At 59.6% G+C, this 21,901-nt stretch carries 17 protein-coding genes and 1 pseudogene; 8 read left to right on the top strand and 10 right to left on the bottom strand.

Annotated features, from left to right (window positions below):
* Window positions 1-36 precede the first annotated feature (36 nt).
* From NCR98_RS00140 to NCR98_RS00115, 6 genes are all read left to right on the top strand, one after another.
* Window positions 37-222, top strand: a complete 186-nt coding sequence (locus tag NCR98_RS00140; RefSeq protein ID WP_250525234.1) for a hypothetical protein — start codon at window positions 37-39, stop codon at window positions 220-222.
* Window positions 223-342: 120 nt separating this feature from the next.
* Entirely contained in the window at window positions 343-1,311 is a 969-nt protein-coding gene (locus NCR98_RS00135; protein WP_250525233.1) for a DUF932 domain-containing protein, read from the top strand.
* Window positions 1,312-1,383: 72 nt separating this feature from the next.
* A complete protein-coding gene (locus NCR98_RS00130; RefSeq protein WP_250525263.1) occupies window positions 1,384-2,379 on the top strand; it encodes a YqaJ viral recombinase family nuclease in 996 nt (331 codons plus the stop codon).
* Window positions 2,380-2,420: 41 nt separating this feature from the next.
* On the top strand, window positions 2,421-3,332 hold the full coding sequence (locus NCR98_RS00125; RefSeq protein WP_250525232.1) for a recombination directionality factor: 912 nt from the start codon (window positions 2,421-2,423) through the stop codon (window positions 3,330-3,332).
* A 56-nt stretch (window positions 3,333-3,388) separates the two neighbouring features.
* Window positions 3,389-4,234 carry a hypothetical protein gene (locus tag NCR98_RS00120; protein ID WP_250525231.1) on the top strand — a complete coding sequence of 282 codons (846 nt, stop codon included), beginning with the start codon at window positions 3,389-3,391 and terminating at the stop codon, window positions 4,232-4,234.
* A gap of 481 nt (window positions 4,235-4,715) precedes the next feature.
* Window positions 4,716-5,006: a hypothetical protein gene (locus NCR98_RS00115; RefSeq protein WP_250525230.1), complete on the top strand. Its 291-nt coding sequence runs from the start codon at window positions 4,716-4,718 to the stop codon at window positions 5,004-5,006.
* A 6-nt stretch (window positions 5,007-5,012) separates the two neighbouring features.
* On the opposite strand, the gene NCR98_RS00110 is transcribed toward NCR98_RS00115, so the two are convergent.
* The gene (locus NCR98_RS00110; RefSeq protein ID WP_250525229.1) at window positions 5,013-5,360 is read right to left on the bottom strand and encodes a helix-turn-helix domain-containing protein; all 348 of its coding nucleotides are present in this window, start codon (window positions 5,358-5,360) and stop codon (window positions 5,013-5,015) included.
* 143 nt (window positions 5,361-5,503) lie between these two features.
* Between NCR98_RS00110 and NCR98_RS00105 the strand changes: the two genes are divergently transcribed.
* Entirely contained in the window at window positions 5,504-6,835 is a 1,332-nt protein-coding gene (locus tag NCR98_RS00105) for a hypothetical protein (protein WP_250525228.1), read from the top strand.
* 896 nt (window positions 6,836-7,731) lie between these two features.
* Here the strand turns inward: NCR98_RS00105 and NCR98_RS00100 are convergent.
* The 7 genes from NCR98_RS00100 to NCR98_RS00070 all read right to left on the bottom strand — a co-directional run bounded on the left by NCR98_RS00100 (window position 7,732) and on the right by NCR98_RS00070 (window position 18,325).
* Complete coding sequence (locus NCR98_RS00100) at window positions 7,732-9,708, bottom strand: DUF3732 domain-containing protein (RefSeq protein WP_250525227.1); 1,977 nt, start codon at window positions 9,706-9,708, stop codon at window positions 7,732-7,734.
* The gene (locus tag NCR98_RS00095; protein WP_250525226.1) at window positions 9,705-10,193 is read right to left on the bottom strand and encodes a three component ABC system middle component; all 489 of its coding nucleotides are present in this window, start codon (window positions 10,191-10,193) and stop codon (window positions 9,705-9,707) included. Before NCR98_RS00095 ends, NCR98_RS00100 begins: the two co-directional genes overlap by 4 nt.
* Window positions 10,190-11,380 (bottom strand): ABC-three component system protein, encoded by a 1,191-nt coding sequence (locus tag NCR98_RS00090; protein ID WP_250525225.1) that lies wholly within the window; start codon window positions 11,378-11,380, stop codon window positions 10,190-10,192. The genes NCR98_RS00095 and NCR98_RS00090 overlap by 4 nt, the downstream gene beginning before the upstream one ends.
* 510 nt (window positions 11,381-11,890) lie before the next feature.
* Window positions 11,891-13,471 carry a hypothetical protein gene (locus NCR98_RS00085; RefSeq protein ID WP_250525224.1) on the bottom strand — a complete coding sequence of 527 codons (1,581 nt, stop codon included), beginning with the start codon at window positions 13,469-13,471 and terminating at the stop codon, window positions 11,891-11,893.
* Between the two features lie 141 nt (window positions 13,472-13,612).
* Complete coding sequence (locus tag NCR98_RS00080; protein WP_250525223.1) at window positions 13,613-14,299, bottom strand: hypothetical protein; 687 nt, start codon at window positions 14,297-14,299, stop codon at window positions 13,613-13,615.
* The gene (locus tag NCR98_RS00075; protein WP_250525222.1) at window positions 14,296-16,224 is read right to left on the bottom strand and encodes a GTPase family protein; all 1,929 of its coding nucleotides are present in this window, start codon (window positions 16,222-16,224) and stop codon (window positions 14,296-14,298) included. The genes NCR98_RS00080 and NCR98_RS00075 overlap by 4 nt, the downstream gene beginning before the upstream one ends.
* Window positions 16,202-18,325: a hypothetical protein gene (locus NCR98_RS00070; protein WP_250525221.1), complete on the bottom strand. Its 2,124-nt coding sequence runs from the start codon at window positions 18,323-18,325 to the stop codon at window positions 16,202-16,204. The genes NCR98_RS00075 and NCR98_RS00070 overlap by 23 nt, the downstream gene beginning before the upstream one ends.
* A gap of 479 nt (window positions 18,326-18,804) precedes the next feature.
* Here NCR98_RS00070 and NCR98_RS00065 point away from each other — a divergent pair, with 479 nt between their 5' ends.
* On the top strand, window positions 18,805-19,116 hold the full coding sequence (locus NCR98_RS00065) for a hypothetical protein (protein ID WP_250525220.1): 312 nt from the start codon (window positions 18,805-18,807) through the stop codon (window positions 19,114-19,116).
* An 8-nt stretch (window positions 19,117-19,124) separates the two neighbouring features.
* Here the strand turns inward: NCR98_RS00065 and NCR98_RS00060 are convergent.
* Together NCR98_RS00060 and NCR98_RS00055 are read right to left on the bottom strand one after the other, a co-directional pair.
* Window positions 19,125-20,726, bottom strand: a pseudogene (locus tag NCR98_RS00060) (ATP-binding domain-containing protein).
* 20 nt (window positions 20,727-20,746) lie between these two features.
* Window positions 20,747-21,766 carry a helix-turn-helix transcriptional regulator gene (locus NCR98_RS00055; RefSeq protein WP_250525219.1) on the bottom strand — a complete coding sequence of 340 codons (1,020 nt, stop codon included), beginning with the start codon at window positions 21,764-21,766 and terminating at the stop codon, window positions 20,747-20,749.
* Window positions 21,767-21,901: the final 135 nt, after the last annotated feature.

Below are 21,901 nucleotides of genomic sequence, written 5' to 3'. Positions count from 1 at the left end.
GCGCTCGGGGGAGCCGAAGCCGGAGCAGCTCTTGGCATGGTCGCTGGCCCCGTCGGCTCAATCTTCGGCGGCCTCGCTGGCGCGCTCATGGGTGCGCTGTTCGGGGGTGCCGCTGGTTGTGCCGCTGGCTCCGCCATCGGCGAGCAGATCGACACACACGTGCTCGACAACTACGAGTGCCAGGGATGCGGCCATACCTTCAGCATGCAACGCACATCCTGACGTTCGCCAGCTCTATCGTTTTACCCCTTTCATTCTTTGACACGCGATGCCTACAGCCCCTGCGGGCTGTAGGCATTTTTGCTGCCTGTTTCTCTCACACCTCTATCAGGAAGATCAATCATGCATCTCGTTCAATCCATGGCCTATGTCAACGAAACGCCCTGGCACGGCCTGGGAAATCAGCTTGCGGCCAACCAGCCGCTTGAAGTCTGGGCCCGTCAGGCTGGCATGGACTGGCGCATAGAGGAAACCGAAGTGCGCTTTGTCTCCGGCAGTGCCGGTTCCAGCCTAGGTTCGATCCACGCCTTTCCCGAACAGAAAGTTCTCTACCGGTCCGATACCAAAATGCCGTTGTCTGTCGTCTCATCCAGATACAACGTGGTGCAACCTGAAACTATTCTCGAATTTTATCGGGACCTCGTTGAAGTGGGGGGCTATCAGCTAGAGACGGCTGGGGTACTGCGCGACGGCAAAAAACTGTGGGCTCTGGCCCGCACCGGCCAGAACGCTACCCTCAAGGGCCGTGACCGCGTAAATGGCTATTTGCTGCTGGCGACAGCATGTGATGGCAGTCTTGCGACAACCGCCCAGTTCACGAGCGTTCGCGTCGTCTGCAATAACACGCTCGCCATTGCGCTCGGCGACAGCACCGGTGCCGTCAAGGTGCCGCACCGCAGCCAGTTCGATGCGCAAGCCGTGAAGCGCCAACTCGGCATTGCGATCTCTTCGTGGGACGGCTTTATCGTCCGCATGAAGGCGTTGAGCGAATGCAAGGTCAACGATACCGCAGCCGAAACCTTCTTCCGCCGCGTGCTGACCTATCCCGCTACCAGCGCCAGCACGCCGGTTCCGGCGACCAACGACAGCGCGATCAAATCTGTTCAGGAACTGTTCGCCGGTCGTGGCAAGGGCGCGGACATGGCATCGGCGGCGGGTACGGCATGGGGGCTGCTGAATTCGGTCACAGAATTCGTCGATCACCAGCGTCGCGCGCGCAGCGACGACCACCGCAGGGAAGCCGCCTGGTTCGGAACCGGTGCTGCCCTCAAGCAAAAGGCATGGGACGAAGCCATCAGGCTGATCGCATGAGTCCCATCCATCACCCACGTCATGCCCGGCCGGGATCGCTCCCGCTGGGCATTGCTATTTCTGGAGGTTGAAATGCCTTTGCCTGAACCCGCCGAACATCATCGCAGCCGTCCGGCATTGCGGCTCGTGGAAACGAAGGACATGCCGCGTGCCGACTGGCTGGAGGTGCGGAAATTGGGAATCGGTGGCTCCGATGCGGCCGCTGCCGTGGGGCTTTCTCCCTATCAGTCGCAGCTTGAACTCTGGCTTGCGAAGAGGGGACGCGACGCGAACCTGCCAAAGCTCGATCCGGACGATACGACCGAGCCGGTCTACTGGGGAACGTTGTTGGAGCCGATTGTCGCGGCGGCTTACACGAAGCAGACGGGCAACCGCGTGCGACGCGTCAACGCGATTCTTCAGCATCCGACGATTCCATGGATGCTCGCCAACTTGGATCGAGAAGTCGTCGGCAACCGCGACGTGCAACTGCTCGAATGCAAGACGGCGGGAGAGTTCGGTGCGCGGCTTTGGCGAGACGGAGTTCCCGAATACGTGCAGTTGCAGGTGATGCATCAGTTGGCCGTGACGGGCAAGCAGGCGGCCGACGTGGCCGTGCTGCTGTGCGGCCAGAAGCTCGACGTGCATCGCATCGAGCGCGACGACGCGCTGATCGCCCGGCTGATCGAACTGGAAGCGGCGTTCTGGCGGTACGTCGAAACCGATACGCTACCGCCAGCGGACGGCTCGGAATCGGCAGATCGCGCACTACGCTGTCTGTACCCCGGCACTGGTGGCACGGTCGATTTCACCGGTGACCGTCGGCTGTCGTCGGCCTTTGCCGATCTGGTCGCGGTACGGGCCGACATCGAGGCTCGCCAACAGGTCGAGACGCAGCTCAAGCAGACGATTCAGCAAGCAATGGCCGAGGCCGATCGGGCCATGTTCGAGACGGGTTCAGTTTCGTTCAAACGCAGCAGAGATAGTTCTGGCATCGATCTCAAACGCCTGCTTGCGGATCACCCTGACTTCTCATCGCAATACGCGCTCACCAAACCCGGCTCACGCCGGTTTCTCGTCTCCGCCTGATTTCCCCTTATTCCTCTTTGTTCACCTACAGGAGCATCGTCATGCTGAAAGGCCTCAGTATCACGCCGCCAGTTGTCGGTCGTATCTCGATAGGTCGCGTCGTCGAGAAGAACGGCAAGCGCCTCCCGGAAAAAGACGACCAGTTCACATTGACAACCCAGGTACACACCCGGGACGGCTGGCTCTTACACCCATTGAACGAATCGCTGCGCAAGGCGACCACCGGCAAACTGCGCGCAATTCCCGTCCGGTTCCTGTTCAACGATCCGGACCTTAACCTGCGTGCGGAGTATTCGTGTTTTGACCGTGGTACCGGCCGCCCGGTATGCGTCGGAAACGGCGAAACTTGCCGGCGCGCCAGTGATTCGGGTATCGAGGAACTACCATGTCCGTCGCCGGACGGCTGTGCGTTTGGACAGGCGGCCAACTGCAAACCCTATGGCCGATTGAACGTCGTGATCGGTGACGAAGATGAGCTCGGCAGTTTCATCTTCAGAACCACGTCGTATAACAGCATCAGGACGCTCTCCGCGCGCCTGCATTACTTCAGTGCGGTATCAGGCAATCTCCTCGCGCGCCTACCACTGGAACTGAAGCTGCGTGGCAAGTCCACCACGCAGAGCTATCGCTCGGCCATTTACTACGTGGACATCGGCGTGCGGAGTGGCAGTACGATGGAAGACGCCATCCTTCACGCGCGTGAACTGGATGCACGGCGGAAAGCTGCTGGCTTCGATCAGGCAGCACTTGATTCGGCCGCGCGCGCCGGGTTCAGTAACGGCGCGTTCGAGGACAGCATCGAGGATAGCGCAGCAGTCGTCGATGAGTTCTATCCGGCGGAAGCTGGTAACGACGGCAGTCAGGCTGGCCCACCGGCCGCGCCCGTCAAGACCTCCAGCCTGAAAGGCCGGATGGACCAGCGGGCGGCACAGTTTGGTGGAGAGGCTGCGTGATCCGGGTCCGTCCAGCACTCGTGCTGGCCGTCGCGGCAACCGGAACAGCTGTCTGCATGTCGATACTCGCTGGCTGGCAACGCGGCGGATGGACAACCGAACGGCTCGTGTGGATTGCGACAGGCGTTGTACTGGTGGCGGGTGCACACCTGTTGCCCACGCTCTGCCGGTCGGCCCCGCTCGCTGTACGCAGCGTCGGTGCGGTACTGTGGCTGGGTTGCATGGTGGCGGCTTCATACGGACATGCGACGTTCTTCCTTCTGTCGCAGTCGCACGCAGGAATGCTGCGAGAGCAGTCAATACAGATCGGCAACACGCAGTCTTATCGCAGTCTCACAGCAGTCGTGGCGGACCAGGCGACGGTAACGGCCGAACTGGCCGTGGCGGAAAGCCGGCGCTGCAGCGGAGGTTGTCCGTCGCTGCAGGCACGTCGCGTTTCGCTGGCCGCGAGACGCAATGCACTCGAAGTCGAAGCGGCGGAGGTGCGGCGTCTACAGTCAGTCGCTGACAGTAACGCCGCGCGTCGCGCCGAGGCTTATGACGACCCGGTCGCAGCACGGCTGGCAGCGCTCTGCGCGATGGCGGTACCGAAGCTCGACTTGGTCGCCGGGCTGGGATTTGCCGCGATACTCGAAGGCGTCGCCTGCCTGCTTTGGTGGATCGCATTGCTGCCTATGGCTCGTCACGCCCCGATCACGACTGAAACAGATGTTGACTCTCGTGTTGGGTCCGGTGCCGAGCCGCAGCTTCCGGCCGAACCGGAAACCGAACTCGACAGACTGAACCGCGACATTGCTGCCGGACTCGTGCCCCCGACAGTCTCAGGCATTCGCAAACACCTCCGCTGCTCACAAACCAGGGCAGTTTCCCTACGACGGCAGCTCGACGACGCCACGACGTAGTCGCGCGCGCCCTGCGCCCGGTCCTTTTCTAATTACTTAAGCGATCATGCATCCGGTTGATTCCGGAGGCCTGTGCTCGCCCTCATTCTGGAGAAACTTCCGTGAAACAGACTTCTCGTCTCAAACCACTTTTCAATCCGGGGCGGCTACTCGTCGCGTCCGCTGCACTTGAGGCACTGCGTGCAAGTGGCATACCCGTCGTCAGCGTCTTGCTGCGACACGTTGCTGGCGATTGGGGAACCGTGTCAAACGAAGACTGCCAGCAGAACAACCTGTCAATCGCAACTGGCCTCCGCTTGATCTCGCTTTACGGTTTGCCGGACCAGACTCGCATTCTGGTGATCACCGAGTGGGATCGCTCGAACACGACCATCGAACGCCTTGAGGATGCCGTGCTCGCTCGCGACTCACGCCACAGTCGATCCGTGAATCGGTGCTATCCGTCGTGGCCTTCCTCCCGCTACGTGCATGAGGCGTACGCATGAGCCGCTATGCAAAAGGCGCGCGCTTTCCGATGGGACGCCCGGTCATCACGCCGGCCGCACAGGCCATACTCGATGAGGTCGACATATCGGGGGTCTTGCTGCTCGTCCGTCATATCCATGGCGATTGGGGTGATCTTTCGATCGAAGACCGGACCTCGAACGAGCTGGCGCTGCTAAGGGGCAAACGCCTGCTGTCGAGCTATGAGCTGCCCGGCGACAGGAAGGTCTGGATCATCACCGAAGCCGACCGTTCGGCCACGACGATCCTGTTACCTAACGACTACTGACCGGCATCAACGCTTCGCGAGTCGTCCAGCGAGCCGCTCAACGATCTCAACCACCATCGTGCGGTCGCTGCCGCCGAGCTTCGCCAGAAGCTGAGCGACGTGCTTCGCCTGATCGCTGGTGCGGCTGCTGGCTTCCGTCAGCAGGTCGGCCGCGTTGCATTCGAACAGGTCGGCCAGTTCCACTAGTCTCGCCACGGTAGGCATCACGATCCCGCGTTCCATACGCGAAACCGCCTCATTGCCGATTCCCAGCGCTTCGGCCACCTGTTCCTGCGTGAAGCCGCTTGCCACGCGATGTTTCGCGATCGCCCGGCCAATTACTACGGCGAGCTGTTCCTGATCGACTTGAGTCATGCACCCTCCATTCAACCTGAATGGTTGAGCCACGCCCCATTTAACGTAAGGACTTTTTGAGTTGAAACTAAACTTATAAAGATGAATGCCGTTATCTTTCCTGACAGACTCCCTTCGTCAACCACCTTAAAAGGAATTACACAGTGAAAAAAGAACAATGCAATACGAAGATCGCCAGACTCGCGCTTGGCGCGTCCATGTGCGCAGCGCTTGTCGCTTGCGGCGGAGGCGGCGGCAGTTCGACGTCCGCTGGCAGCGGCACCGCTTCGGTCAACACGGCAGGCACGGCGGCGATTGGCTCGCCGATCATCGGCGGGACAGTCGAGCTGAAATGCGCATCGGGCACGACGACTTCGACCACGACCGGTACGGACGGTAGCTGGAACGTCGCTCTCAAGGCCACGGATTACCCATGCGTCGCGCGCGTGACGGGCGGCACTGCGAATGGCGTGGCTCTGACATCGACGCTACATTCCGTTGCTGCGGCTCCCGGCACGGCCAATATCACACCGCTGACCGACATCATCGTCGGCGTGCTCGGCAAGCAGGACCCGGACGCCTGGTTCAACAGCGCAAAGAGCGGCGATCTAACCGGTACCATCACGACCGACAACCTGAACGGTGCGCTGGCGAAGCTAGTGACGGCCCTAGCTACCCTGCCGGGCAAGCCGACGCTGCCGGATGGATTCAACCCCCTCAGTACGAGCTTCAAGGCTCAGAAGGGGGATGTGGGCGACGGGCTGCTTGAAACTTATGGCGCTGCGCTGACGGCTTCCGGCCTGTCGCAGTCGGATGCCGCCACGAAGACAGCAAGCGGTCAGCCGCTGACCCAGACTGCTTATGTCGCAACGGCGTTCACCACGCCGGGCCTCACGTCAATTCAGATGGGCTCGTCCATCGATCTGGACGGTACGTTTGCTATTGCCATTGCCGATCCGAGTCGCGGACAGTTCGCCGCCAAGGCCGCAATCGATACCGATGGCAACGTGACCTCCTTTGCGGACGCTGGCCAATTCACCGCCGTCGTGAGTCGCCTGGGCAATCGGGTCGGCCAGTTGTGTACGGCAAATGGCGTCGGCGGTGTCGTAGCGGCGCAACCTGGCCAGTATGTGTACGTGTCCAGTGATCTCACGGAGGTCACGGACCTGACTGAGCTGAACGGGAAGACCTTCGACGAGTACGAGGACTGCACGCAGTCGGGCACGACAACTTTCGCGAACGGTACCGCGACGTTTACCGACAACCAAGGCAATCAAGACGCCCCGAATACCAATGTCGCTCAAGCGCTCACGGCGATCGGACTACCCGATACGGCTAACCATTCGGTTGAACATGCGAAGGTCTATAAGTACACCGACGCCACGTCCGGTGTCACAAAGTACGCCTATATCACTGTCAACAGCACGACCGGAACTGACGATCCGCTCACGTTCGACATTGATACCAAGTACGTAACCATCGGCCTGTCGCAGTAACCGTTCTTGCCGTGCCGCATCCGCCAGACGGATGTCGGCACATTTCCTTGGCGCAGGTGCGGGGCATTCCAGCCTGCTGCGCCTTTTTCCATCTGGCGGGCACTGCACAATCCATAAGCGATACACTGATCTCGATCCAACATCTTTTGCTTGTGAGAATGGAATCAATGTGCTTTGCATCAGCCGCCATCCTGAGCCTGGCGCAGACGGGCCGCAGTCATTCCGAAGTAGATATGATTAGGACGGCAAGACTGCTATGACGCCAAGCTGAAGGGCATAGGGAAGAAGCGCTCGTTAGTAACGACATGATGACCGAACGGCGCGGTCAGTGGGGACTACCGTCGACGTGAGTCATTCATCTAGCCAGCAGGAAGAGCGAATGCTGCGCCTCTACGGGCGCGCATTCATTGGCGAATCTGACTCAAGAAATCATTTTTTTTGGGCCGTGACCGTTTCCGGCGTGCACGCTGATAGCCCGGCGACGCAATCTGGCCCAGGAGCAGTCATTGGCAAACTTCCATGGAATGACTGCTCTAGGCTGGATTGAGCCCCCAAGTCGCGCGCGAACGACTTCAATCTGCCAATTTTGTTGAAAAACTTCGTGACCGTGCTTTTGAGCATGTTTTCGGGGGTGCTTCACCACTTCTCACGAGTGAGATCGTCGATCCTGCAGCGATCTAAGAGGTCGATTTTCTCTTGCAACACGTCGTGTTCGGAAGCTATCGAGTTTTTCAAAAGAGTATGCCGAGAACAGCCACGCCTCGAGTGGTTGCACAGCTCAGTATGGCAACAATTCGCTGCGCCGCTCAATGCATGTCCAAACAACGCCAGCAAGGTTGGTCAGCTTTTCACGAGGGAGCTTCCTGCCCATTCCCGCGAGGATAGACACCGAGATGCTACGCCCCCCAGCTTGGCCAATCTTTTGGCACCAACGCCGGCGGATCCATCCACGGCTCTTCGATGAGTGCCTCTTGGAACCAGTCCTCAGCGAAGTTGGCGTGTTCCGTGACGATGAGCTGGAAGCCGGGTACGAGTACCTTGGTGTAGTTCAACAGCGTCTCGAAGAGCCGCTTGGCTGCAGCCAAATCGACATCGACGGTTCGCACTCGCTTGGCATCGCCCGCGACCGACTCATAGGCAGTCTGCGAGGGGAAGTACACCTGCGTCGGCTGGTCCAGCATGAGGAACCGAGGAATCGGTACGTTGTTCTTCCAGGCGTAGTGGTGCAGCGCAAGCAAAGCGGAGATGTGATACGCCAGCCAGTTCGCGCCGCCACCGGTGCGAATCATGGGAACGGGGTTGCCGGGCCGCTGAACCACGACGGTGAGATTGCGCATATCCAGCCTAAACGGGAACTCTGAGAAGTAGGCTTTGAACTCGCGTACAAGCGCGCTCATCGTCGCCGAGATGTGCGTGATGACTGACTCCATCCGTGCGTCCGCGTCGTCGTCTGAGCCGGTCTGTTGAGTGAGTTGATCCAGCTTCGCCTGCAGCCGTTCGACCTTGAGCTTGAGAGTGCTGATCGTGTTGACGGGCGTGAGACTCTCCAGATAGAAGCTGACGCGTCCTTGTATCTTGGCAGCCTGGATGTTAGCGTCTTCTTGAGCCGCAGCCTTCTCTTCGGCGAGCACAGCAGCGTTGAGGTCGACCTCGATCCCGTAAATCTCTTCCCTCAGACGACTAGCCTTGTCGGTCAGTTGGGCTAGGTGCTGGTCTAGCCGGGGACGCGCCCCGCCAACGTTCTCGAGATCCTTGTCCAAGCTGGACAGCTCCTCCAGCAAGACTTGGGCGATCCCGTCCATGCGTGCGTCGGCCTCGCTGAGGAAGGGCCACTGCCAGGCCCCGCTAGGGGAGCGCGGCAGGGCGTTGATGGACTCCAGGCGCGAACGTTGCTCTTGCACCTCAGTCTCAAAGTCTGACGCGCCCTTGACGTACCGCTGCGCGGCAGCGATTTGGTCCTGAACCTGCCGTCGTTCCGCGCGCAGTCTCGAACGACGTGCCTGCAGCTTGGCCATCTCGCTGTCGGCTAGAAGGGGAATCTGGCCAGGTCGCCACGTCAACACCTCCCGGAGCGAGGCCACCAGATCGCTCTCGGCACCGTTTTCGCTCCACGCATTATTGCCAGCGGAGCTGCTGAACGGGATGCCTGCTGCCCGTGCCTCAGCCAGCAGCCCGAGGCCTCGCGTGTCCCGCGCGTCTTCCGTCTCCTGAGCCACCCGTAGCTCCCTTTGTGCAATCTTCAACTCGCGTTGCATTGCGCGCCGGTTAGCCTCTGCCTCCATGTCGCCCACATTGGCGATGCGGAACAGCACGGCGAAAGTATCGCGAATGGCCTGAGGAAGATGCTCTTCCGCCTGCCGGTAAAACAACAGATCTTTGCTAGCAACCAGTCCCTGCTTTTGGAACAAGTAGAAAGTCGTGTGTTTTACGTTGACTGAGTAACCCGTGCGGCTGCTCCGCTCTGGCACCGGCGTCTTGGCCTCCGGAATACCTAGAAGGGACGATAGAACCTCGTGGACAAGCTCATCACCGCCATTGTGCTTTAGCGCTTCGAAGTCGGGCGTTCGAATCTCTCTGCCGCGCAGGACCATCGCCAGTGAGCACTGGACCTTCCCTGGTTTGGGGTTGGGCTTGGCGACGAACACCTGTTCGTGCGGAAATTGGAACGTCACCGCGAACCAGGACACCGTCTCGCGGATGAACCCTTCCGCAATTTTGCAATTGTCTTCACCCATGCAGTATTCGACAATGTCCGATAGCGACGATTTGCCTGTCGAAGCTAGGCCCGTGATGATATTTAGCCCGTCGGGATTCAAAGGGAGGTCGCGCCTACGGCCGTCATGGCTGTAGATGTGGATTGATGCAATCTTCATGGTCGGATGGACAGGCTTGTGTAGATCGTCACGCGGTCATTGATCTGGCCGAAGTCTCGCCCCAGGACCGTGGCTGCGTTGCGGCACATCTCGGCATCGTCGGTGCCCAGTGCCTGAGGGGAGACTCTTCTAGGGATAAGGCGGATGCCCCCGTCATCGGAAACCTCTATGCAGCCCTTGCTGGCGAGTAAAGCGAATGCTTCGGTGGCGTACTGAACGAGCGACCTAGCCCGCTCAGCGAAGTCGACCAGTAGGTCGGGCTGGAGCGCAACGATCCGCAATACCGAGAGCTTCTTGCTGGCGAGAATTTGATCGCGTGCTGCCTGATGCAGACACAGCGGCAGGACGAGGAGCGTCAGCGAATAAGGCATCGGTTTTCCGGCGACCCGCTCGTATTCGCGAATTGCTGCGGCAAGGATCAGCGCGCAGAAAGCTGGGTTGAAGAGGTTTCGCTCTTCAAATGGGCGTATGGACCAATCAATCATGCTGGCATCTTCAAGGCGGCCTTCAGGTTCTCGAGGAACTTGGGGTGCCAGTGAACTCGCGGCTCAGGCTTCTCATCCGCTAGGATGTGGAGGCTCCCACGGCGTATGAAGTCCTCCGTGACTTGCTTCCGAATCTGAAGGCCCCTCGACTGGTTCTCTGCCCAGTCATACATCCGCCTGCCGGCCTCTTGAAGCTGTTCTTCGTTGTCCGTCTCACTAACCTTGACCCATGCCTTGGCACGCTTCCACTCCTCAACGAGGCGGCGTTCAAACTTCTTCATCTCTCCTCCGACCAGCACGTTCACCCTAGCCCAATGCGCACGCTGGGAGAACGCCCGGTAGAAGTCGAGAATGGCCAACTCGAGACTGTCCGTCGGCATGCCGATGGCACGCAACTGTTGGACGAATTGGCGCGGGTCCTTCAACGGGTCGATGCCCTCGGGCGGGTACTCATCCTCGAAGGTAATGGGGAGGCGTTCATCGTAGTACTCGCTGTTGATGCTGGCGAACTTCGCCCACACCTCCGCACCTGTGATGGGGTCCCGGTCGCCTTGAATGACTTCGATGGCCTGGCTCAACCACCAGCCCTCCATGCGCTCCCGCACATCCACGCGGAACTTTTGGGCAACGGACCGCATGAGAGGCTCGAAAGCTGAATCCAGCTCCTTGATGCGCAGAGAGCTGTCAGCAACCACGATGCGTTCAAAGAAATCGCGTTGCTCGTCACCAGACAACAAGGCGAGGGTAGCGTTCACCTGAGCACTGAGGTCGGTCTTCGAACCCTCGAGCTCAGCAATCAACTGCGAAGCAAAGTCTGCCGGCTTCGGCGCAGAGCCTTCCTGGAAGTACTTCAGCATCGAGCCTGGACCGACGCGTGCGGTCGTTGCCATGCAATACGAATGCTCGCAAGCGAGCTTGCCGTCTCTGACGTAGCGATCGAGCCAGATTCGGACTGACTTCCAGAAATCGATCGATAGCGTCCCGACAGTTTCTCCCGCCTGCTTGTGTTTCAGCGAGATGAGTGTCTTTCGGCCTTCGATGTCTCGGAGCTCGACATCATCGTCCGCCTCAATAAGGAGCGACTGGCCCTCGTCCTGCTTCATCAGATGCGCAAGCGCGAAGCGAATCTGGTAGACGTAACCCAATCCCTGCTCACCGGCAGCGTATTTGTCGGTTTTCGTTGCCACTTGTTCTCCGTGGTTTTATCCGCGACCATGCCTACAGTCGTCAAAAGGCGGTCAGCGTCATGCATCTTCTTTGCGGAACGTGGTTAGCTGAATATTACACGCTCAAGGCGACAAACAGTGTGAGACGGCAATGCGAGGAAAGCCGCAAGTTCACCGCGCACCCGTAAATGGGAGTAACCGCTGCATAGCAAACATCAGCGTCCGGCGCTTAAATGACTGAGCAGGTTCGATGACAGCCGATCGCGCTAATTTTTAAGTTTGCACGACGGCCATGAGTAGCGTAATGCGTATTCATAAGCTGACGGGTTTAATTGGACCGGCGTCGGCAAGTTGCCGTGTGTTTCAAAGCAGCGACTATTGGATCTTCCTTCGGAAGACGAGCAAGGACTCGGCAATTCGAGGTGCAGACAACTGACAATGGCCAAAAGTGGGCCGGTCGGCGTGTCTGCCTACTCGACCGCTTTGTTGGTGCTGGGCACATTGCCAGATCCGAGGAGTCAGGCTGTTTAGTCACTCCAGATCGATCTGGGGCCCGTAGGCGATGACGTCAATAAGTTTCAGAGCCTTTCGCGCGGCGGACTGTGCGGGAACGAGGTCGCCCTGGCGGTGAATTTGCACGAGCATGTCGCGGTCTTCAAGGTCTGTCGATGACTCGGCAAGCAGCCGCGTCCAGTAGCGCTTCGCTTCCAGGCTGTCCGACGCCATGACGGAATCAAAAGCCTGCGCCGCGATGAATTCGCCCTCGGATACTCGGCGGAGGATTGCATCCGCATCTGGCTCTGCTTGACGATTCGTGCCACGGCTGCGTTCGACAGCCGCAGCAAGCGCCTCTCTGCCGCGCTCCGCAGCCGCGAACGCCCCCTTGGCAAACTCGGCCAATGGCGCCGGCGGCTCGAGCGGCCGACGGTTACGGAGGGCATCCAGCGCCGCAAGCGTCGCGGCCTCTTGTTGTCGCAGTTGTGCACGGCGCGCGACCGCGAATGCTCGCCGCAGTTGCGCGACAAGCTGCCCCAGGTCGTCAGTCAGCGACGCAAGGAACCAGAACGGGCGAATGGTGCCCTGAACCGACAACGCTGTGATGATGAATGGCCACACGTCGTGAGCAGTGAGCTGCTGTCGGTTCAAGGCTTGGCTTAGTTGGGCAGGCCCCAGAACGCATAAGTCCAGCAAAAAGCTTTCAGGCGGCACGTCAAGATGCCCATCATTGAGGCGGCCATTGGCCGCTCCTACGTATGCTTCGAACTGCCCAAGCACATCGCCAAACGCCCGCCGAAGGTGATGCTGGGCGATTGGCATTGCATTTGGGTCCTGCTGCCGGACTGCAACGGGCAAGCCTTGCCCAGCGGCATTTAGGCGATGAAATCTGACAGGGGCTGCGCGCTCAAGAGTCTGCAGCAGGAGGTTGATGTCCTCGTGCGTGGGCGCAACTGCTGATCGATCAAAGGCATCCAACCATTCCGGCGCCACCTCGGGCACCTCGGGTAGGACAAGGAATAGCGATCTCAGTGCCGCACTTCGATCTCCAAGCGTCTCAGCCTCAGCGAATCGCCTCGCCAGTTCGTCTACTAGGACATCCCCGTCCACTTTGGCGTCAGGAGGCCGCGGCAACTGCTCCAGGTACGGGCGGATTCGGCTGGATTGCGCTAAGAGGTCGTAGAAAGCCAGCACTTTCTGCGCCTGTAGCATAGACACCGCCCGTGAAGGTCCAAGCCCAGCATGCAGGCCGGCCGCACGTTCACCGATGATAAGCACGAAGCCTTCTGTGGCTTTGTGCAGGCCCTCCCGGTGCGCGGCTGCGTCGGCCACCCCTACCGTGAGGAAGGAGGCTCTCGGCACGGGCGCCTTTAGCAGCGTTCGTACGTCCCTCAGGACCTCTCGAGCACTCTTGAAATGGTTGGGAGCAGACATAAGCGCCTCTTCCCCAAGCACTTGCACCAGTATCGCAGACAGGGCTTGTTCTGCTGCCGCACCAATGAGCCCAGCCGGAGCCGCGAACTGGGCGGACGCCACTCGAAGGTCGTGACGAACAGGCATGCCAAGACCCAAAAAGGCCAAGTTCAACGCCTCTTGACTGGCTTCGAGCAGTCGCACGCTACTTGTTCGGAGGTATTGCGGCATTGACGGGTGTGTTTTACAAGGATTGTCGAATCGTACGCTATTCAAGATCGACGATCGCTACCGTTTGGTCGCTTGGCGTGCGTGGCGGAGGACCGCCGAAGCACAGACAGCGGGTCAACGAACAAATCTGACCGAAATGTCGAAAGCCACCAACACCAGCGTTACGGTGGACAAAGCTAAACCGCCGTATAGCACCTTCCTGATCGCACTGCCCTGCCCATAAACCGAAACCAGCGACGTCTCGATGGCCGAAAACCGCGCTTCAGCAAGGCTCTGATTTTTCTGCTGTTTCTGTTCAAGCCGATCGATTTGCAGGCCTGTGCATTGCGTGAGGCCGACGTAGCGCGCTTCGAGCCGGCTCATCTGCTCGGCAAGCTGGATCGCCTGACCGACACTCGCCTTGCGCGCTTCATCGAGTGCCGCGTTCAGCGCCTGATGTTCCTGCGCAATAAGGCGTTGCGTCTCGCTAAGCGCACGCTGCTCGTCGTTCAGCGAAGTCAGCCCCGGCGACAATTTTGAAGCGATGGCGGCCGGCCCCTGCTCTATTGTCGCCAAGGCTTTGCCGCTGAACTCATCGAGCTTGTCGTCGACATCTTCCGCAAACCTTTCCTGGTTCTGCCCGATCTTGTCGATTTTTTGCGCAAGGTTGTCGGTGGCCACTCTGGTCGCCTTGTTGATGGTAAAGCCGAGGCCTCCCAACGCGCTGTCCAGCTTTTCGATCAATGGCTTGTTGATCATGGTCGCGAGCAACTCGCGCAAGTCCGCCTCGGCGGCAATGGTTTCATCGTCCCGTGTATTCAATCGTTGACCCCATTCATCATTTTTTCGTATTCCGGCTCGATCAGATGTCTGAACGCTAGAAGATAGAATTGCCTCGCCGCATTGGTTTCGTTGCGAAAGCGCCGCTCGACCGCGCTCAGTCCATCGAGGTGCGCCTGCTTCATGTGCGAGCGAAAGCGGTTTCCGTGTTCGATGCTGTGCTTCATCCGCTGTTCGAATGCTTCGCCGGCGAGGCGCACGCCTTCAAGTTCCACCTGTTTTTCATCGAGCGACGCCCGTAGGGAATCGCATTGGAAGTCGAGAGCGGCCTGGTTTCTGGCAAGCCTAGCGGCTTCTTTGCGTGCTTCTGCGCGCTCGCTTTCCCACTGCGCGACGACCGATTTTCTGGCCGCGCTGATATAACTTCCCCGCGCCAGCTCAATCGTCTTTTCCAGGAACGCAAAGTCCTTCTCGAAGCCTGACAGTCCTGGGATATACCCGATCCAATAACCGTTCAGCCGGTCGATGTAGTCAGTGACACCTCTCAATGACGGAGCATTGCCGAGGGAGGGCCATTGATCGGCCACTTCGCTCTCTTCGTCGGCGTGATCCTGCCTCGCCGGTTCCACGGCCACGGCTGGTTCTTGTTGCCCATACGGGAAATTGCCCCACAGTTTCTGCAACTCACAGTAGCATCTTTGCGCTTCCGCGACGAGTTCTGAAGCAGTCCGTTCAGAAGGTCTCGATGGTACGCTTTCGGAACCTCCAAAGGCTCGCTTCAAAACCGCGTCCAAAGAGTTTCCCGTCAGGTGGTCTGTGAGGTGTGCATCTATATCGGCCAGCTTGTCGGCGCGTTCTTTCGCGGACCGTCTCGCTGCTTCGTAGGTGCACAACTGATCATTGTATTCACGGATCGCCTCGCTCAATTGCTCAATGATCGCGTCATTTCGCTCTCTGAAGGCGCGTATCTTTCCGTCCGCGATCTTCTGTAGATCGAACACCATCTGCATGCGGGAGTAACGGTTCGCGGCCTTGCTGATACCTTCGATAAAATCCGCTCGCAATTCCTTCACTACCTGTTGCGCCCGTTCGAAATAATCTTCACGCGCGCGCTTCAGATCGTTCCACGACGCGCCGAACTCCAGCGGATAAATAAATTGCTGCAACTCAGGCGGCAGTGGATAGTCGTGAGTCTTCAACTGTTTCATCAGACGCGCCTTGACCTCATCGGCGCTTCGATGGCCTTCGCCGAACCATTCGCGGAAACTGGCCGACGAGAACGAATATGTGCAGACAATCCGGAATCGCCGTGGGTAAATCGCCCAGTCCTGCAGCTCGGGCAATTGGAGCGCGACAGGATTGATGAAACCCAGATCGTCGGCCCGTCCGACGAGCACGATCAGATCGGCGAACGGCACGTATTGCTGTGCGACCCGTCTAACGTACTCGACCTCGTTCTGGTTGGTGGCATTCAGCCCCGGCAGATCGAGCAGCCGTATGTCGAGTTTTAGCGCGTCAGCCTGATCGGAGAAGAACTGGCGTGGCACATAGACGTCGAGTACGTCCGGAATCTCCCGGCGGCCCGCTTCCACATCGGCGCGCACGCGACCAAAAAAGGATTCGACGTCGTCGTCCCTCAGCCCCAGCTCCGCGTCACCGATACGCCAAAATTCGTCGTCGGACTTGCGATAACGCAACGCGGTGGCGGTCGACGATTTGCCGACTGAGCGGCCGCCCCGCAGCACACGACTCACGGCAGGCAGATGCTCGTCAGCGATGCCGAGCATGTCTAGGATGAGCGTGGTTTTGCCCACCTGAGTCGAACCGTACAACGCGACCGTCACCTGGTCGGAGCGTTGGTAGTCTGCCTTCAATTCGGCATCGATATTCTCGACGAAACTCGAATAAGCGTCATACGCCCAAGTATGACGATCCCTATGCAGATCACACCAGAACTTGTCGATCACGCACGTCGCCCATCAGGTTCAATCGTGCGCGTTCGACAGCGGCGAGGCCGCGCAGCAAGGTGTCTTTGTAGCCGAGAGAAACGTCGAGCCGGTAGGCCGCTCCGAGGGAGCGTTGCATCCTTTCGAGCACCGACTCCATCACTTCGTCGAAGACCTCGAGTTGCAGATCCACGTGCGCGCTGGCCAGTTGATCCATGACGGTGTTGATGTAGCCACGCTTGGCCGCATCGTACTGATGGATCTCTTTGACACCGCGATAGGCGAGGAAGCCTCCGGCCACCACGCCGGAGGCCACCAGCGACAGCATCGCGCCGACCCCGGCCGGAGCGGCCACGACGCCGAAGATCGCATTGAACAGGCTCGGGATGGTGTCGATGCTGCCGTCGATCGCGACGTCGACCGCCAGAATGCAGGCCACAGTACGCAGCACGTTCTTCATCGTGTCATTGAAATCGTGCCCGGTCACGATGTTTTGCGCGTCCTTGCCGAACGCTTCAACGCTCGCGTAGGTGCTACCCGTATTCGTCAGCAGCATACCCTGGCTGATGCGGATGAACTCCATGGTCACGGCCGGGATTAGCGCCACGAGGCGCTGCAGCGCTTCAGGGTTTCCAGGCTGCACGGCGCTGCCGTCGTCTTGCTCGGTCGACACAGACGGCGCCGCGAGCAGCCGCTTCAGCTCGGTGAGTACGACCGGGTCGGCGAGAATCGATGTCGGTGCGTTCGAATGGTCGGAGTCGTATCCGAGCATGACGGGTAGCGTCGTGCCCGCCTTCGTGTCGACCTTTTCCGGCGCCGCGATTTTCAGATGCGAGCCGGATAATTTCGACAGAACCTCGAAATTAGTTTCCAGCGGGCTCCTGGAGCCTTTCCCGTCATCAACCTTGATCCAGCAATCAACAATACGGTCGATATGTGCTTTTTCCCGTTCACCGGAGCGCAACTGGAAAAACTCTTTCGTGTGGCGCAACTTGTTTTTAAAACCGACCTCTTCCTCGGTATAGCGCTCGTCCGCTATCTTGCGGGCGCGCGCGGCATAGCCACGGATCTGTCGGCGCAATTCCTTTTCATAGCCGCGCCGATACTTCGCGACGGCGTCGGAAAACTTGTCGACGATCTCCGCGCGCTGCCGTTCGCCGACGCTGTTGCCTGCGTCGTGGCTCGTTATTGCATCGTTTAGCGCGCCCTGGATTCTCGGCAGATCGCTGTCGAGCAGATCCAACATGTCCTTGATCCGTGCCTCGGCCGAATCGGTCGCATTGATCGCATAAAGGTTCATCGCCTCGATCAACGATTGCGACCATGCCGCCACGTAATCTGGATCGTCGACGCCGGAACAAATGATCCGGTTGTGTTCGTTGGCCGGCACATTGAAGACATCGGCGACGCGCGCTTCGAGTTCGGCGCGCTTAGCCACGTCGACCGACTCGGTTTTGCTCACCACAATCACCGGCTTGCGTGTAGCCAGATAGGACGATGCCAGGTCCTCGAGGATGACCGTCTGGCTACTTTCGGCCAGCCGTACCGGGTCGGTTACGAGAATCGTACCGAGCGACATGTTCAGCGTGCGGCGCATCAACTGCTGCCAAGCCGAGTTGTGCTGGTTTTCGATTTCATAGCCGGGTAGCAGCACGAAACCCACATTACTGCCACTAAAGAACTTGCGCGGCACGTAGAGCTTGGGCAGCAGATCACAACTGGTTTCGCTCCAGCTGGTGGTCAGGTCCCTGAAATCCTTCGCTTCGAGTCGTTTCTCCACAACCTCGCCGTTTTCGACGCTTTGGACCGCCCCGTACGGCGCGTCTATCGAATCGTCTTCGATGATGAAAACGGGAACACGCTCGCCGCGCCCTTGGTCGTCGAATAGCCAGTCTTTACCGAGGTTGTACAGCTCGCGCATCAGGCGCGTTTTGCCGGCGCTCTGGCTGCCAGTCACCGCGATGTAGTAGCGGTCACTGAGCTCGCGTGCAATGCGCAGCTTGCGCAGCACGTCGATAATGGCATTGGCGGAATCATGCGTGTCTCTGATGCCGTGACCCGCTCGCAAGACGCGGGTCAATGCCTGCTCTACCTGACCGATAAGGTTCGAGTTGAATGCCATGTTATATCCCTGTCGTGTCGCATTTTCGCTACGATGCATTATTCACGCGCTTCGAGACAAATCGTGTCCCGTCGTCATCTCGCACCGCTGATAGTTCGCTCTCTCGCATCATGCTATCGGCAGACAACAGGAAAACCTGAGGTTTTCTTTCCGGGAGGAAACGTCTGGCGTCTCGTCATTTCGTATCGGACATGGTTTGACTCGACGCTCCGGCACACTGTGAATCCTGACAACGACCGGGGATGTTTTACGCACATGGCTAAACCGACCAGCACGAGCGGCATAGACGCCACGCAAACCGATCGAAATTTACGCAGTAACGGGCCGGCGCTGTGCCTTGCGTTGCGTTGCGTTGCGTTGCGTTGCGGCTTTGGGGATACGAAGAGTCGGAGGTTCAATCGTGGATCGACGAGCTGCACGCACTGCATAGCGCCGCAAGGTGGTGGATCTCGCGGGAGAGAACGGCGCACGGCGCGGACTTGGTCGTGCACCTCGTCAAGCCATCGCGCATGCGAGGCGGCGCGTTCTGCTGGAATTGCGCAGGGGCCAACTACGCGCTAGCGCAATCGCCGGCACGCGCGATTGAAATGGTCGTGTTCGAAGGCCTAGAGGATCAATTGCCGAGCGTGCGCGTCGGTCATTGGGCGGCCGCCGGCGCATTGTCGCCGCAGGCCGCGCTCGCCCGTCTCGGCCACCTGGTCGCGGCGGCCTCGACGTTTCGCTCCGGCCGGCGTGCTGTCGTGCGGCGCAACCTGCTCTGCATGATCACGCGGCAACTCGATGCAGCGTAATGCGCGCATTAGCTCGCACTCTCAAGCAACAATTTCGCGGCCCGTTCCGACATCACGACTATCAGCTTCATCGTCGCGCGCGTCGCGCCGACGAAAAGGCGCCGGAACGCAGCGTCGTCAAACCGCTCGAAGTCGACCTCGGTCAGGATCACACACGGCGCACTCTGTCCTTTGAAGCGATAGACGGTCTCCACCAGAATGTCGCCCCCGCGGTAAATGGGCGCGCCGTGTCCGTCGTACGAACCTGTGAAGCTGCGCAAGGCGTGAGCGCCGAGCCGATCGAGCACGGCCAGCGGCGATTTGTCCCGACCATTGAAGCTGAGCAGCGCGATATCCGTAGGAGCAAAGCCCGCGGATATGGCCTGATCGAGCGCGTCGCTTGTCGCCTGCGTCGCGCTGCCGTCGGCATGCGCGATCAGCGTGACGTCAGACTCGGTAAACGGCCCCGCCGCTTCGATCGCCATGGGGGCACCCGCCAGCATGCCGAGAAAACGCACCACGTCGTGCGGGCTGCGATGATTGGCCATCGCGCGCACTTCGACCCAGCCCGGCAATTCGACGCTCTTACGCAAATACAGGTTCTGCATCGGATCTTCGAGCCACCAGAAGCGACCGTTCTTGCGCAACAGCCGCTCTATCGGCGGCACCCATTCCTGACGGAAGTCCTGGCCTTCGTCGACGATCACCGTATCGAAGCACTCGGCCTCCTCCGGCTGCGAGGCCATCAAGCCGTGCTCGAGCGTAGCGAAGACGCTCTCGTCGGTGAAGTCGATCGCGTGCCCCATACGAGCAGCCGCCTGCTGACAAAGCTGGGGGTACGTGAGCACCGTCGAACCGGCTGGCGCGATGCGCCGAAGATGATCCGCAAGCGGCCGATTGAAGCAAAGATAGAGCGCACGCACGGCCAGTTGTGTTTTGCCCGACCCCGCCGTGCCTACCACTCGCAACCTGAACGGCTGAAACTCGATCGAACGCGCCCAAGTGGCGAGTCCGCCCGAGACGCGCGTTACGAGTTTGGTGACTTCGCCGATCATCGCTCGCACATCCGGCGTCAGCGACAGTTCGTCGGCAAGAAAGGCATGCAGGCGGTTACAACATGGCAGCGGCGGCTCGCCAGCTGGCAAGATGGTCTCGATGATCGCGACGAGCTGGTCGCCGCGCGCGGCATCGACGATCCGCGCGGGATTGACACCGGAGATCGCCGGCCATTCTACCCGGTAGTCTGGGCAGTACAACATCTCCTCAAGCTTGTAGTTCCGCGCGCCGAATGCCGCCTGGAAACGACCATGCATGCCGGCGATGGTTCACGCGATCTGCGCGGACACGCTCTTGTTCTTGCCCGCATAGAGTTTGGCGAGACCATCGGGCGTCTCTTCTAGGCGGCCCGACTTCTGTTCGATTACAAGCACGCGGCCGGCGGGGCTAACTACCACGAAGTCGGCCTCGCCGAAAATCGAAAAGCCTTTGTTCAATTGCGTCCAGTGAACGCCGTGATAGACGATGTACGAATCGGGCAAATCGCGTTGCAGAATGCCGAGCGTTTCGATTTCACGCTGCGCGCCACCCCGCACCAACGGGTCGTTCCAGCTGGCGGGAAATATCTGAGCCATGCTTCCTTCTCGCGCGGCGCTTACTTGCCGTAGATGGTCGCCAGCTTGCCAGCTTCTTCGGCAAGCTCGGCACGTAGGCTCGCGGGTCCGATCACCTCGACATTTGGCCCGAACGAGCGCAGCCACCAGCGCAGGCGCTGGCTTAGCAACACGGTTCCCTGAACGTGCAGCGCGTCGCCTCGGCGCGTGCTTTGCTGGTCCTTCGACATAGGCGCTTCCAGCAGATGTTCGCCCGCTCCGCCGACGAACTTCAGTTCAAGCGGCATCTCCTTCTCGACCATGAAATCGAAGCTGCGTTGCTGTTTCACGTACGAGTCGAGCGAAAAGGAGGCAGGATATTCAAACGATTCGAGCATGGCCTCCGCTCGCGTCATGCGATCCAGCCGATACATTGTAGGTTTGGCCTTACCTTCCATACCCGCCACGAGATATACGAGACCACCTACTTCGACAAGCCCGAACGGCAACACGACCTTCGCGCGATCATTATCGACGTTGTGACGCGGCCGGTAGACGATCTCCAGCTTGAGTTCCTCGAATAGCGATCTCGATACCGTGGCGAACAGTTCGCGGTCGATCGCGGGATAGTGCAGAGCGAAGCCGCCGCTCTCCACCGCGACCTTACCTGTCCAACGGGAGTATTTGCGCTCGGTTTGGTTGTTGCTACGTCGAAGTTGCGTGTCCGCCATGTCGAACAGCGACGAAAGCGACTCCACCACCATTTCCGGGATCTGCCGGGACGAAAAGCGCTTGAGCGTCTGCAATGCCAGCGCTTCGTCGAAATTCATGGTGCCACTGCCTTTGAGCACAATGCCGGCCGCCCCTGCTTTCTTGCGCCACATGGTCGAGGTTCCGCGCTGCTCCGACTCGACGAGATCACGCTCTTGGAGCCTAGTTAGACGCCGGTGGATCGTCTTCGACGACGGCATGTTCTGTACGCTTCGGCTCAGCCGCTCATAGATATCGGTGGTGCTCAGGTAGTCGCTTTGAGTGGCCGCGTCGGGAAGCACGTGCATGATTTCGCGGTCGATGTCGAACATTGAACGATGAGGTCGCGTGGAGGGAAGATCTCGGGTCTATCGGCAGTTCTTCTGGTTTTCTTGAGTCCGTCTGGCGGGCCGGACCGGTGCCCTGCCTCGCGACACTTGACCGGGCACCGGACCATCCCGCCCCCT

The organism is Caballeronia sp. GAWG2-1 (assembly GCF_023631405.1).
Classification (GTDB): Bacteria; Pseudomonadota; Gammaproteobacteria; order Burkholderiales; family Burkholderiaceae; genus Caballeronia.
Note: the sequence above shows the minus strand (reverse complement) of the source record. Positions and strands in the feature narration are given on the sequence as shown.

Coding starts and splice junctions, on each gene's coding strand:
- NCR98_RS00140 (WP_250525234.1), top strand. CDS start 37: ATGGTCGCTGGCCCCGTCGGCTCAATCTTCGGCGGCCTCGCTGGCGCG.
- NCR98_RS00135 (WP_250525233.1), top strand. CDS start 343: ATGCATCTCGTTCAATCCATGGCCTATGTCAACGAAACGCCCTGGCAC.
- NCR98_RS00130 (WP_250525263.1), top strand. CDS start 1,384: ATGCCTTTGCCTGAACCCGCCGAACATCATCGCAGCCGTCCGGCATTG.
- NCR98_RS00125 (WP_250525232.1), top strand. CDS start 2,421: ATGCTGAAAGGCCTCAGTATCACGCCGCCAGTTGTCGGTCGTATCTCG.
- NCR98_RS00120 (WP_250525231.1), top strand. CDS start 3,389: ATGTCGATACTCGCTGGCTGGCAACGCGGCGGATGGACAACCGAACGG.
- NCR98_RS00115 (WP_250525230.1), top strand. CDS start 4,716: ATGAGCCGCTATGCAAAAGGCGCGCGCTTTCCGATGGGACGCCCGGTC.
- NCR98_RS00110 (WP_250525229.1), bottom strand. CDS start 5,360: ATGACTCAAGTCGATCAGGAACAGCTCGCCGTAGTAATTGGCCGGGCG.
- NCR98_RS00100 (WP_250525227.1), bottom strand. CDS start 9,708: ATGAAGATTGCATCAATCCACATCTACAGCCATGACGGCCGTAGGCGC.
- NCR98_RS00095 (WP_250525226.1), bottom strand. CDS start 10,193: ATGATTGATTGGTCCATACGCCCATTTGAAGAGCGAAACCTCTTCAAC.
- NCR98_RS00070 (WP_250525221.1), bottom strand. CDS start 18,325: ATGGCATTCAACTCGAACCTTATCGGTCAGGTAGAGCAGGCATTGACC.
- NCR98_RS00055 (WP_250525219.1), bottom strand. CDS start 21,766: ATGTTCGACATCGACCGCGAAATCATGCACGTGCTTCCCGACGCGGCC.